Annotated in this window: 9 protein-coding genes and 1 pseudogene; 4 read left to right on the forward strand and 6 right to left on the reverse strand. The window is 63.1% G+C overall.

What is annotated here, in order from left to right; genetic code table 11:
• Positions 1–3: 3 nt before the first annotated feature.
• The gene (locus tag V5B44_RS20915; protein ID WP_332360976.1) at positions 4–729 is read right to left on the reverse strand and encodes a 2Fe-2S iron-sulfur cluster-binding protein; all 726 of its coding nucleotides are present in this window, start codon (positions 727–729) and stop codon (positions 4–6) included.
• A gap of 27 nt (positions 730–756) precedes the next feature.
• A complete protein-coding gene (locus tag V5B44_RS20920; protein WP_434735499.1) occupies positions 757–2580 on the reverse strand; it encodes an NAD(P)H-dependent oxidoreductase subunit E in 1824 nt (607 codons plus the stop codon).
• 354 nt (positions 2581–2934) lie between these two features.
• On the opposite strand from V5B44_RS20920, the gene V5B44_RS20925 reads away from it, so the two are divergent.
• The 3 genes from V5B44_RS20925 (at position 2935) to V5B44_RS20935 (ending at position 8781) form a co-directional block, all read left to right on the forward strand.
• Complete coding sequence (locus tag V5B44_RS20925; RefSeq protein WP_332360977.1) at positions 2935–4353, forward strand: bifunctional enoyl-CoA hydratase/phosphate acetyltransferase; 1419 nt, start codon at positions 2935–2937, stop codon at positions 4351–4353.
• 202 nt (positions 4354–4555) lie between these two features.
• The gene (locus V5B44_RS20930) at positions 4556–7441 is read left to right on the forward strand and encodes an adenosylcobalamin-dependent ribonucleoside-diphosphate reductase (RefSeq protein ID WP_332360978.1); all 2886 of its coding nucleotides are present in this window, start codon (positions 4556–4558) and stop codon (positions 7439–7441) included.
• Positions 7442–7632: 191 nt separating this feature from the next.
• Positions 7633–8781 carry a hypothetical protein gene (locus V5B44_RS20935; RefSeq protein WP_332360979.1) on the forward strand — a complete coding sequence of 383 codons (1149 nt, stop codon included), beginning with the start codon at positions 7633–7635 and terminating at the stop codon, positions 8779–8781.
• Here the strand turns inward: V5B44_RS20935 and V5B44_RS20940 are convergent.
• The 4 genes and pseudogenes from V5B44_RS20940 to V5B44_RS20955 all read right to left on the reverse strand — a co-directional run bounded on the left by V5B44_RS20940 (position 8774) and on the right by V5B44_RS20955 (position 11321).
• The gene (locus tag V5B44_RS20940; RefSeq protein WP_332360980.1) at positions 8774–8971 is read right to left on the reverse strand and encodes a hypothetical protein; all 198 of its coding nucleotides are present in this window, start codon (positions 8969–8971) and stop codon (positions 8774–8776) included. The two genes, V5B44_RS20935 and V5B44_RS20940, sit on opposite strands and share 8 nt — an antisense overlap.
• Positions 8972–9068: 97 nt before the next feature.
• A pseudogene (locus V5B44_RS20945) lies at positions 9069–9266 on the reverse strand (IS66 family transposase); the annotation flags it as partial.
• A 107-nt stretch (positions 9267–9373) separates the two neighbouring features.
• A complete protein-coding gene (locus tag V5B44_RS20950; protein WP_332360981.1) occupies positions 9374–10321 on the reverse strand; it encodes a Nudix family hydrolase in 948 nt (315 codons plus the stop codon).
• 37 nt (positions 10322–10358) lie between these two features.
• Positions 10359–11321, reverse strand: a complete 963-nt coding sequence (locus V5B44_RS20955; protein WP_332360982.1) for an ATP-binding protein — start codon at positions 11319–11321, stop codon at positions 10359–10361.
• 48 nt (positions 11322–11369) lie between these two features.
• On the opposite strand from V5B44_RS20955, the gene mltA reads away from it, so the two are divergent.
• Positions 11370–12614 carry a murein transglycosylase A gene (gene mltA / locus V5B44_RS20960; protein WP_332360983.1) on the forward strand — a complete coding sequence of 415 codons (1245 nt, stop codon included), beginning with the start codon at positions 11370–11372 and terminating at the stop codon, positions 12612–12614.
• Positions 12615–12780 lie beyond the last annotated feature (166 nt).

The following is a 12780-nucleotide window of genomic DNA, read 5'->3' on the forward strand; positions in this document are numbered from 1 at the left end:
GAACTAGAGCTCACCGGAGCGGCGCCTCGCCTGACCTTCGACCTGCATGCCGATCGGCTCAAGGTCGTAGCGTCGTCGGCCGATCGGTATCGCAAAACCCCGGCGCTTCTCGAGGATCACACCGACCGGGCAGACGTGCGCCGCCTTGTCGGCCAGCGAGAAGGCGGTGTCGGCCAGCCGGCCGGACTCGGCATTGACGATCAGGTGCTTGCCGATTCCCCGGCCGGAGAGAGCAAAGACGTTCTTGCCGTCTACATCCCGGCTCGCACGGACGCAGAGTTCGCAGAGAATGCAGCGGTTGAAGTCTAGCAGCACCTCGGGGTGCGAGGCGTCAAGCGGTCGGTCCGGATAGAACTGGTTGAAATGCGGTGTCAGCATTTCGAGTTCGTAGGCCAGCGCCTGCAGCATACAGTTCCCGCTCTGTTCGCACGAAGGGCAGAAGTGATTGCCTTCGACGAACAGCATCTGCAGCATCGTCCGCCGCTTGTCGTTGAGATCCGGCGAGTTGTTCTCGACCTCCATGCCGTCTTTCGCTGGCATCGTGCACGCCGAAACGTAGCGGCCATTGGCCTTTACCGTGCATAGCTTGCAACTGCCCTGAGGCTTGAACTCGGGGTGGTGGCAGAGGTGTGGAATGAAGATCGCCGCCGCCATCGCGGCCTCCATGATCGTCTGGTCCTCCTCGAAGGAAATCGGCAGGCCGTCGACCAGTATGTATCGTGCTCTCATTGATGCGTCTTCACGGTTCAACTCCAGTCAAGCGGGGCCGAGACCAAAATGCGCCGCCGGGTCGTCGCGGCCGGTCATCTGCCGGGCAGCGGCGAGCGCCTGGTCGAGGTCAAAGGCCGGCTCGAATTCGAGCGAGCGCAGTCGTCGCTCGTAGGCCGGGCGAAACTTGTGGAGGGTGTCGAACAAGGCATTGCACGCCGACTGGCCGAGCCCGCAATGGCTGGTGGCGTGCAACAGGCGATGGATCTTGAAGATCTCGTTTATGTCGTATTGCGAGCCGTGGCTATTGGCGATCTTGTCCATGCAGTTGGCGACCAGCGCCGTACCGACCCGGCAAGGGGTACAGAAGCCGCAACTCTCATGCGCGAAGAAGTGAGCGAAGTTGCGCGCTACCTCGAACATGTCGCGGTGAGAACCAAAAACCATGAACGCGCCCGCCGTCGGGACATCCTCAAAGGCAATACGTCGCGAGAACTCGTGCGTTGCCAGACAGCTTCCGGAAGGGCCGCTGACCTGCACCGCCTGGGCATGACCAGCGCCACAGTCGTTGAGCACCTGCGCTACTGAAACACCGAAGGGATAATCATATATCCCTGGCCTCTCCACATCGCCCGAGATCGACAGCAGTTTGGTCCCGGTGGACTGTTTGGTGCCGAGACCGGCGAACCATATGCCACCGTTGACCGCGATCAGTGCGGCCTTGCAAAGGGTCTCGACGTTGTTGACCACCGTCGGCTGGCCCAGATAGCCCGTGCTGACCGGGAAAGGTGGGCGAATCCGCGGCACGCCGCGCTTGCCTTCGAGCGACTCGAGCAGCGCCGTCTCCTCGCCGCAAACGTAGGCGCCAGCACCGAGGTGGATATCGATGTCGAAGGCCAGATCTGCTTGGCCGCACAATGAAGTTCCAAGCAGGCCGTTGAGCCGCCGACGTACGAGGTTTGCCTGCAGGGCGGGCAGGAGACTGGCATACTCACCGCGCAGGTAGAGGAGGCCGTTGCTTGCACCAATCGTGACACCGGCGACGGTCATGCCGTCGAACACCAGATCGGCGTAGCTGTTGAGCAGAACGCGATCCTTGAAAGTACCGGGCTCACCCTCGTCGGCGTTACAGACAACGTAGCGTGCCGGCTTCTCGCCGCTACACGCCGCACACCGCGCCGATTCCCACTTGATATAAGTGGTGAAACCGGCTCCACCGCGCCCGCGCAGGTTCGAGAGCCTCATTTCGACGAGCATGGCCTCGGCGCCGCGCGCTATTGCCGCCCGGATCGCTTCCCCAGCCGGCCATTGCACGGACAACAAGGCATCACGGCGGCGAATGTTGTCCTCTACCAGAAAGTACTCACCTGGCCAGTCGGCAAGCGGAATCTGCGCCCGGATCAAGTCGCTGATGTGGTCAATACGCGCGGCCGAGATGCGCGGCAACGCCAGGCCGTTGACCAGCAGCGCAGGCCCCTGATCGCACATACCCGTGCAGGAGGTGGTTTCGACGCTCACCAGCCCGTCCTCGGAAACCTTGCCACGCTCGATCCACAGCCTGTTGCACAAACGATCCATCAGCTCGACGCTGCCCAGCATGCGGTCCGTGATGTTGTCCGAGAACAACACGCGGTAGCGGCCAACAGGTGTCAAATGAAGAAAAGAGTAGAAGCCGGCGACGCCTTCGACGCGCGCTCGGGGCAAATTGACTGCCCTGGCGATTGCAGTCAGTGCTACGGCCGGCAGATAGCCCAAGGCATTCTGCACCTCCCGCAGGATCTGCAACAACAGGCGTGAATCACTGTGGTAAGTGTCGAGAATCGGCTGCAGCAGCTCGTCAAGCCTCCCTGTTTCAGGACACGCTTCCGTCACGACCATCTCCCGCCAGGAAAAACAGTTTCCAATCCACCTTCGAAGCCTAGCGCATCGGCCATAGCGCGTGCTGACGCACGTCAACAACCTGGCCATCAGCCTGCCTTGGCCACCTGCAGGCACGGCGCCCAGAGTGCGGTGCGGTTCAACTGGATCGCCATACCATTTGGTGCTGCGTAGCAGCATAATAGCGGTAATCTGAGAGTCGCTTTCAAGCTCATGCTGTACGACCAGCAGCCACTGGCCAAATGGATCGCTGGCAAGACCGGGCATTGGAGGACTCTATCGCGGTCGCGGGCAAGGTACTCCGGCCACGTTCTGATTACCCCTGTGAGCGTCATTCGGAGCACGATCATGCACTTTGAGACCCCTCTCGAATATCTTGAAAGTCGGACCTACGACGAAATCAATACTGGTGACAGCTCGTCGCTGGTGCGCACGCTGCGTCCGGAGGACGTCAAGCTTTTCGCGCTGATGTCCGGCGACATGAATCCCGCGCTGGCCAACGCCGACTTCAGACACAGCGGCCTGTTCCAGGATTTCATCGCACACGGCATGTGGACGGCCTCGCTGCTGTCGACCACACTGGGCACGCAGTTCCCGGGACCGGGAACCGTGCTCATCGAGTCGACCCTGCACTTTGCCCGGCCGGTGACGATCGGTGACACGGTGACAGTGACGGTGACGGTGAGGCAGAAGTTCGATCGCAATCATCACATCGTCCTTGACTGCGCCTGCGTCAATCAGGACCAGTTGCTGGTCGTCTCTGGCAGCGCCGAGGTGTTGGCACCGACCGAGAAGATCCGGACCAAACGCGTGGCAATGCCGGAGATCACCATCTCGGACAAGTACGCCCGCCTGCAGGTCCTGGTGCAGCGCGCCGCCGGTCTGGCGCCGATCGACATGGCGGTGGTGCACCCGTGCGACCGCGAGTCGCTCAAGGGCGCGCTGCTCGCCGCCGAGGCGAATCTGATCGAGCCGATCCTCATCGGGCCGGAGCAGAAGATACGGGGCGTCGCCGAGGAGAATGGCTTCGACCTCAAGCAACACCGGATCGTGAATGTCAAGCACAGCCACGAGGCGGCCGCGATGGCGGTCACCCTGATCCGTAGCGGCGACGCCGAGGCACTGATGAAGGGGAGCCTGCACACCGACGAACTGATGGCCGAAGTGATTTCGCGTAGCGCTGGTCTGCGCACTGAACGCCGGATCAGCCATGTCTTCCTGATGGACGTACCAACCTATCCGCGGCCGATCATGATCACCGATGCGGCAATCAACATCCAGCCGACGCTGCAGGACAAGGTCGACATCATCCAGAATGCGATCGACCTCGCGCACATCATCGGCACCCCGGAACCCAAGGTCGCCATCCTCTCGGCGGTTGAAACCGTCAGCGCCAAAATTCAGTCAACGCTGGATGCCGCAGCCCTTTGCAAGATGGCCGACCGCGGCCAGATCAAGGGTGGGCTGCTCGACGGTCCGCTGGCATTCGACAACGCCGTCTCGCTGGTGGCTGCCAAGACAAAAGGCATTACTTCGGCAGTAGCCGGTCGCGCCGACATCCTGGTCGTGCCCGACCTCGAGTCCGGCAACATGATCGCCAAGCAGCTGGAATATCTGGCCAACGCACTCAGCGCTGGGATCGTTCTCGGCGCGCGGGTACCGATCGTCCTCACCAGTCGCGCCGACACCGCGGAAACACGCATCGCCTCATGCGTCATCGCAGCGCTGATCGCCCACAGCAACCGCGACCGGCAAACGACAAGCTGAACAAAACTACATTTAGTCACGTTATTGTCTTTTGCTACTACATGTAGTAGCTTTGCGTCTGTTCCGCCATGAACGAACCGGCAGCGTAGAGCGCTGCCCGGGTGTTCATGGTGAGCCACCGCAGTCGACGGTGTGGCACCCCGGAGGCCTCCGTCGCCAACCTCACCTACCTGTCAGCAACCACCAATCAGAGGAACAGTCGATGAGCCAGCTTGTACACCAGTTACCCCTGTCGGCAATCGCCGAGGCACCCGTGATCGCCCCGCTTGCCGAACAGGAGATCTCCGGCGAGGTGCTGGTCGAAAAGTATGCAAAGGGCAATGAAGCCTCGGTTCACGACGTGCGTCGCCGAGTCGCTCGTGCGCTCGCCGCCAACGAGGACGAAAAACAGCGCGCGCACTGGGAAGCCCGTTTCCTGTGGGCGCAGGAAAACGGTTTCGTGCCGGCCGGGCGGATCAACTCGGCGGCCGGAACGACGCTCGCCGCGACGCTCATCAACTGCTTCGTACAGCCGATCGGCGATTCGGTGGTCGAAATTGTCGATGGCAAACCCGGCATCTACAGCGCGCTCGCCGAGGCCGCCGAAACCATGCGCCGGGGGGGTGGCGTTGGCTACGATTTCTCGTCGATCCGCCCGATCGGAGCACTGGTCAAAGGCACGCAGTCGCGCGCGTCCGGGCCGGTGTCGTACATGCGCGTCTTTGACCGCTCGTGCGAGACTGTCGAATCGGCCGGCGCCCGCCGTGGCGCGCAGATGGGCGTGCTCCGCTGCGATCATCCGGACATCGAGGTCTTCATCCACGCCAAGGACCACGGTGACCTGACCAACTTCAACGTCTCGATCGCCGTCACCGACGCCTTCATGGAAGCCGTTGAGGCCGACGCCGAAGTCGAACTGACGCACCGGGCGGAACCGAGCCCGGACATGAAGCGCACCGGCGCCTTCCAGCGCGACGATGGCATCTGGGTCTACCGCCGGGTGCGCGCGCGCGACATCTGGGAGCAGGTGATGAAGTCCACCTACGACCACGCCGAGCCGGGAATCCTCTTCCTCGACCGCATGAACAAGGACAACAACCTCTACTACTGCGAAGTCATCGAGGCTACCAACCCGTGTGCTGAACAGCCGCTGCCACCGTATGGCTGCTGCTGCCTTGGTTCGATCAACCTGACCCTATTCGTCAAAGCGCCGTTCACGGTCGACGCCGAGTTCGACTTTGCGGCTTTCGGCGAAGTGGTCAAGCTGTCCACCCGCATGCTCGACAACGTCCTCGACGTCACCGCCTGGCCACTCACAAGGCAGCGCGACGAAGCCGCCAACAAGCGGCGCGTCGGGCTTGGCTTCACCGGCCTCGGCGACACGCTGTGCATGTTGTGCCTGCGCTACGACCGCCCGGAAGCGACCGCGATGGGGGCACGTATCTCCGAATTCATGCGCGACACCGCATACCTAGCGTCGGTCGAACTGGCCAGGGATCGCGGCGCCTTCCCGCTGTTCAACGCCGAGCTCTACCTCTCCGGCGGCAATTTCGCCTCCCGCCTGCCGGCCGAGATCAAGGCCGAAATCCGCAAGCACGGCCTGCGCAACTCGCACCTGTTGTCGATTGCGCCGACGGGCACCATCTCGCTGGCGTTTGCCGACAACGCGTCGAACGGCATCGAACCGCCGTTCTCCTGGACCTACAGCCGCAAGAAGCGCATGGCCGACGGCACGCTCAAGGAATACGCTGTCGAGGATTACGCCTGGCGCCTCTACAAGCACCTCGGCGGCGACGTCGAAAAGCTGCCCGACTACTTCGTAACGGCGTTGGAAATCTCTGCCAAGGCGCATAAGGACATGGTCGCTGCGGTCGCCCCGTACATCGATACCTCGATCTCGAAGACCGTGAACGTCCCCGCCGACTACCCCTACGAGGACTTCCAGGATCTTTACCTGGGTGCCTGGAAATCAGGCCTCAAGGGGCTGGCTACCTACCGCCCGAACGCGGTCCTCGGCTCGGTGCTGTCGGTCGAGTCGCAGAAGCAGGTCGAAGACAGGAAGCAGCCACAGGACTTCGAGATCGGCGACGCCAACCGCCGGCTGACGATCAAGACGCTGCCGGCGCCAGTGCTTGCCAGCCTGCGCTGGCCAAACCGGCCGAACCTGGCGGAGGGCAACATGGCGTGGACCTATATGATCGAGCACACGCACGGCAAGTTCGCTCTCTTTGTCGGCGAGATCGAACAGGAGGGTCGAAGCTGGCCGTTCGAAGCCTGGGTCAACGGCCCCGAGCAGCCGCGCGGCCTCGGTGCTGTCGCCAAGACGCTATCGATGGACATGCGCGCTAACGACCACGGCTGGCTGGCGCTCAAGCTCGAATCGCTGGCCAGGACCGCCGGCGACGAAGGCTTCGACATGCCTTTCCCGCCGCACGGCGAGAGGAAGCGCATGCCGTCGGTGGTCGCCGCGATGGCGCAACTGATCGAGTTCCGCGTCGAACGTATCGGCGCCTTCAAGCATGAAGGCCCAACGCCGGTGCTCGACGCCATGTTCAGCCGCAAGGAACCGAAGACCGGCACCGACGGCACCCTGTCCTGGACCGTCGACATTTTCAACCCGGCCACCGGCGAGGATTTTGTTCTCGGCCTCAAGGAAATCACTCTGCCTGACGGCGTCACCCGGCCGTATTCGGTCTGGCTCTCCGGCAACTACCCGCGCGCCCTCGACGGCCTGACCAAGCTGCTGTCCTTCGACATGCGCGTCATCGACCCGGCGTGGATCGGCATGAAGCTGCGCAAGCTGCTCGACTACCCCGAACCGCTCGGCGACTTCATGGCCTTCATTCCTGGCACCCGCCGACAGACCAACTACCCGTCGACGGTCGCCTACCTCGCGCAACTGATCATCCATCGCTACGCGATGCTCGGCATCCTCGACGAGTCCGGCCTGCCGCTGCAGCAGATGGGCATTTTACAGAGCCCGGCCGGCAGCACTGCAGCACAGCCAACCGCCGGCAAACTGTGCGGCGAGTGCGGGAACCTGACGATGATCCGCAAGGACGGGTGCGATTTCTGTACGGCTTGTGGGGCGGTGGGGAGCTGTGGGTGAGCTTTCTCTGCGAGAGAGGGAACCCGGCCAGCGCTCCCGCTCTCTGCAATACGGGCTCTTTTTAATGACGAGGGGTATGCGGTGAGCGGTTTTCGCGGCTTGCCGGCTCCTGCGCCTGGCGATAGGCGATGACAAGAGCGTTTGCTTGACCGACCAGGTGGGGCAGGCCGCTTCGTGAGCAGTTGCACGGATTGCGGGCCGCGCGGGACCCCCTGGACAACGAGTTGGGGGAGGAGGTCAGCCGAACGGACAAGGACACGGGCAAGGATGACCAGCCCGGCGTCAAGGATCATGGCAAACGTCCTGATTCTGGCCAGTCGGCGAAGGCCGCCCACCTCGACATTCATGAAGAACGCACGCTGGCGGTCGACGACGGGCCGGAGGGGTCGCGCTTTCTCGGCCACCGCGCCTTCACGGTGCAGGACCTGAGGATCGGGCCGCACAACACCCGCTTCCTGCTCGAACGGTGGGCGACCCCGGACGGCCGGGTACTCACGGCGGCCTGCCCGCCGGAGCTGGGTGGACTGCATTTCGGTCCGGGCCTGCGTGCCTTCATTCTGTACCAGCACCACCACTGCCACGTCACGCAGCCGAAGCTGCACGAGCAACTGCGCGAATGGGGCCTCGACGTCTCGCTCGGTCAGATCGATGCCTTGCTGGCGTCTGGCCAGGAGGCCTTCTCGGCCGAGAAGGCCAGCCTGCTCAAAACGGGCCTGGAAGTCAGTTCGGCCGTCACGGTCGACGACTCCGGCGCGCCCCACCAAGGCCAGAACGGCTACGTCACCGTCGTCAGCGGCCCGACCTTCGCCTGGTTCGGCAGCGCCGACAACAAGAGCCGTATTGGCTTCCTGACCCATCTGCATGACCGCGAGCCGTCCTATGCGCTGAACGACATCGCCCTGCGCCACCTGCACAAGCAGGGGTTGAAGGCGGCGCTGGTCGAGCGGCTGCAGACGAACCTGTTTGCCGGTGACGATTGGGCGGCGTATCTCGACCGCCTCGGCATCCGCGATGAGCGCCACCGAGGCCGGCTTGTTGGGCGGCCTCGTGGCCAAAGGCATCCATCAGATGCTGGCCATCGTCAGCGATGGCGCCGGGCAGTTCGACCTCCTGGAGCACGGCCTGTGCTGGGTGCATACCGAGTGACTGGTACACAAGCTGATTCCGTCCAACGCGCTCCAGCGCGGCGGGCAAGAACGCGTGTGCCGGGAAATCTGGGCCTACTATGCCGATCTCAACCCAAGTTTAACGAGTCCAAAAAACATCTCGCGGAATCAATCGTTTGCGGGCCAAGAGGATGTCGAGTGGCACTACAAGCCCGTAATCGGCGATTCAGCTGATCAGTTTTCTGATTCCTCCGGGTGCGGCGCCGATGCCCAGCGCGCGATAGATCGCCAGCAGATCGGGTTCGGCGACGGTGGCTTTGCGCACATGCAGCGATCGCCCGTCGCCTTGTTGCCGGTTCTCGTCTGTCGTGTGAACATGCCAACGATCGTACAACAAGAGCAAGGGGATCGGCCAAAAAGGCATAGGATTATGGCACTACAAAACGCCAGAAAATCCACCCTCAGGAAAATCAACGAATTAGAATCGAGACTCGTAGCTTCTCAAAGACTGGTGGTGCGGCTCATGCGACGCGTTGGCGCATGAGGTCGGCGAGGGGCGGCACTTTGCCGGCGTTGGTGAGGCGGTCAGTGAGATAGGCCCAGAAGGAGACGCCGAGCTTTCGGCAGGTTTTGTTCAGAGTGGCGAAGGTGTCGCGGCACTGGCGGCCGAGATCGCTGCGGGTGCCGCCGCTGATTTTGCGCACCTTGACGTAGTCCCGGGTGCTGGCGCGATTCCCGTGATCCATTCCCGGCCGCCAACGCGCCCGCCCTAGCCACCTTCGGCCGACGCGGTCATTCGCCGCAAGCCGAGCCCGGGCTCAGGTCATCATCGCCATCCACGCATCAGCGCGATGCCGTGAGCACCGCTGCTCCGGGCCGTTTCGAGCATCTCCGGCGCCAGCCCACCGAGCGCATAGACCGGCAGCGGCAAACACTCCACCAGACGCGAGAACGCTGGCCATCCCATGCCGGTCGATGCGGGATGGCTGGCCGTTGGCAACACCGGGCCGAGCACGGCAAAGTCCAGCCCGAGTTCAGCTGCCCGCAGCAGATCGGCAGCCGTGTGGCACGAGGCAGCAACCCGCTCGAAATCCGGCCGGCGACCGACCTGCCAAAGCCGACTCGACGACAGATGAAGCCCATGGGCGCCAACAGCGCGGGCGAGGTCCGGATCGTCGTTGATCAAGACCAAGGCTTGGTCATAGCCTCCGGTCAATGCCACGACCGCGTGCGCGAACGCGTCGCGCTGTGCCGGCGGCAGCGTCTTGTCGCGTACCTGAATCAGGCGTAGTCCACCCGACAGCGCCTTGCCGAGCCGCGCCAGCTCGGGTTCCACGCCATGTCCTTCGGCATTGGTCAGCGCGTAGAGCGGCGGCAGCGCCAGCGCGCGCAGGATGGGGCCATTGGCAGGCAGGATCGGGCCAACCCTGGCCACCTCGCCCGCCTGCAGCCAGACCAAGGCGCTGTGTACGATCGGGGTGAGTTCCCCATGCCATGAGCTGACGCGGAAGAAGCGCAGGCGAACAGTCGCGTGCGGATAGGTGAACTCGCAGCAGACCCACGGCCACGCACGGTCTACCGTAACACCAAGCTCTTCCTGCAACTCGCGGACCAGCGCCTGGCGCGAGGTCTCGCCGGGCTCGACCTTGCCGCCCGGAAATTCCCAGTACCCGTCGTAAACCTTCCCCGGCGGGCGTTGCGCCAGCAAGAACTGCGGCCTTGCCGGATCGCCGCGCAGCATCACCGCCGCCGCCACTTCGGTGAGCTGGGTCATCTGCTGGCCGATCCAGCCAACACGCTGATCACGCGGCTCACCTTGGGCTCCCGGAACGTTTGTGTGCGGCAGCCGGCAGTTCGGGACGCACCGTCCTGATGCGCTGCCGCGAGGGGCGTTTTGGCAAAGCGTGATGGCGGCCTGCCCAATCCCTGGCAAACTGCCAGGCCACGCGACCGCTGCGGGAGCCTCTTTCGAGCGCCCAGTTGAGCGCATCGCGTTCGGCGCGGACAACCTCGTCCTGACCACAGCCGAACGATTGCAGCCAGTGTGCAACGATGTTGAGATAGGCATCCTGGTCAAACGGGTAAAAGGAAATCCACAGACCGAAGCGCTCGGACAGCGAGATTTTCTCCTCGATCGCCTCGCCTGGATGAATCTCCTCTCCAACGCGCCTGCTTTCGAGGTTCTCGGCGAAATACTCGGGCATCAGGTGCCGGCGGTTCGAGGTGGCGTAAAGCAGGACATTGTCTGGTGGCGCCGAGATCGAACCGTCGAGCACCACTTTCAGCGCCTTGTAGCGCGCATCGCCCGCGTCGAAGGAGAGATCGTCGCAGAAGATGATGAAGCGCTCGGGCCGGCCGTCGATCAATTCGACGATGTCAGGCAGATCGGTCAGGTCGCCCTTCTCCACCTCGATCACGCGCAGGCCTCGTGGCGCGTATTCGTTGAGCAACGCCTTGATCAATGACGACTTGCCGGACCCGCGCGCGCCGGTGAGCAGGACGTTGTTGGCTGGCAGGCCAGCGATGAACTGATGCGTGTTGGCGTCGATGCGAGCCTTCTGCTGATCAATATCCTGCAGGTCGCTGAGTCGGATGCCGGGCAGCCGGGTAATCGGCTGCAGATAGCCCATCCCGTGGCTCTTGCGCCAGCGAAATGCACAGGCTGCCTCCCAATCGGGAGTCGGTGATGCGGGCGGCAGCAAAGGCTCGACGCGATCGAGGAACTGCTCGACCCGGACAAGAAAGCTTGCAAGTTGCCGGAAGGGATCAATCATCGGACAGTATACTTCGCAGGTTGACGAACCCGACACTCTAGCCAAACCATGCGCAAATGCCAATCACGGTCACTCCTCGTTGCTGTCGCCACGCTGCTTGCCACGCTGCTCACCGCTTGCAGCACCACCCGCGAGGGCCCATCCGGAAGTGTCTGTCCGGCATCACCAACCTGCCCAGCCTGTGCGCCATGCGGCACCACCGCGGCAGCGGCCATCCCCCAACCTGCTGCCAGGCCACTGCAGGCCGCTCGCTGGAGCGACCTGCCGGGATGGAACGAGGACGAACTCGTTGCCGCGTGGCCGGCTTTCCTGCAGTCGTGTCGTGCGCTTGCCAGCCGCCCGCAGTGGCCGCAGTGGAAGTCCGTTTGCGAGGAGGCCAGGGGGTTGGGCGTACCGACCACCACCACCATTCGCCGCTTTTTCGAATCGCGCTTCCTGCCCTGGCGGCTGACCAACACCGATGGCACGACGAACGGGCTGGTGACGGGCTATTACGAGCCCCTCCTGCGCGGCTCGCGGACACGGGGCAAACCCTATCTGCAGCCAGTCCTCGGTGTACCGCCCGATCTGCTGACCATCGATCTCGGTTCGGTCCTGCCTGATCTCAAAAACATGCGCCTGCGCGGTCGTTTGCAGGGCAACAAGGTCGTTCCTTATTTCTCTCGCGCCGAAATCACCGCTCAGGAGAGAGAAACCCCGGACCGGGTCCTGCTCTATGTGGATGACGCCGTCGAACTGTTCTTTCTCCAGGTGCAGGGGTCAGGGCGAGTCCGGCTGCCGGACGGCAACATGGTGCGGCTAGCGTACGCCGACCAGAATGGCCATCCGTATCAGTCAATCGGTAAGGTGCTGGTGGAGCGTGGCGAGATGACGCTTGAACAGGCATCGATGGCCTCGATCAAGCAGTGGGCGCGCGCCAATCCGCATCGTCTCAGCGAGTTGCTGAACGCCAACCCGAGTTACGTTTTCTTCCGCGAACAACCCGCCAGGGGCAACGACGGTGAAGGCCCGAGCGGCGCCCTGGGCGTGCCGCTGACGCCCGAGCGAAGCATTGCCGTCGATCCCCGCCACGTCCCTCTTGGCGCACCGGTCTTCCTGTCGACCAGCCGACCCGACTCGGCAATACCCTTGCGCCGCCTCGTTCTGGCGCAGGATACCGGCGGTGCAATTCGCGGCGTTGTGCGCGCCGACCTGTTCTGGGGTTTCGGCACTCAAGCCGGCAATCAGGCCGGACGGATGAAGCAGCAGGGAGAGATGTGGGTCCTTCTGCCGCCAGGTGCTGCACCAAATTAGGCAACGCACGGCGCTTAGCGCTGAACATGGCACTGAAATGGTGCATGGCGCAGAAAGAATGCCCGAGGACGGTGCATCAATATGCCCAAAAAAGGGCAAAAATGACAGAATATCCGAAGCCCATGGCCATGGCGCAGTACTTGCTTTATGGACTCGACCCGAATCT

It is taken from the genome of Candidatus Accumulibacter necessarius (genome assembly GCF_036625085.1).

Excerpts from the sequence above, each read along its gene's own strand:
- V5B44_RS20915 (WP_332360976.1), bottom strand. The coding sequence starts at position 729 with ATGAGAGCACGATACATACTGGTCGACGGCCTGCCGATTTCCTTCGAG.
- V5B44_RS20925 (WP_332360977.1), top strand. The coding sequence starts at position 2,935 with ATGCACTTTGAGACCCCTCTCGAATATCTTGAAAGTCGGACCTACGAC.
- V5B44_RS20930 (WP_332360978.1), top strand. The coding sequence starts at position 4,556 with ATGAGCCAGCTTGTACACCAGTTACCCCTGTCGGCAATCGCCGAGGCA.
- V5B44_RS20940 (WP_332360980.1), bottom strand. The coding sequence starts at position 8,971 with ATGCCTTTTTGGCCGATCCCCTTGCTCTTGTTGTACGATCGTTGGCAT.
- V5B44_RS20950 (WP_332360981.1), bottom strand. The coding sequence starts at position 10,321 with ATGACCCAGCTCACCGAAGTGGCGGCGGCGGTGATGCTGCGCGGCGAT.
- V5B44_RS20955 (WP_332360982.1), bottom strand. The coding sequence starts at position 11,321 with ATGATTGATCCCTTCCGGCAACTTGCAAGCTTTCTTGTCCGGGTCGAG.
- mltA (WP_332360983.1), top strand. The coding sequence starts at position 11,370 with ATGCGCAAATGCCAATCACGGTCACTCCTCGTTGCTGTCGCCACGCTG.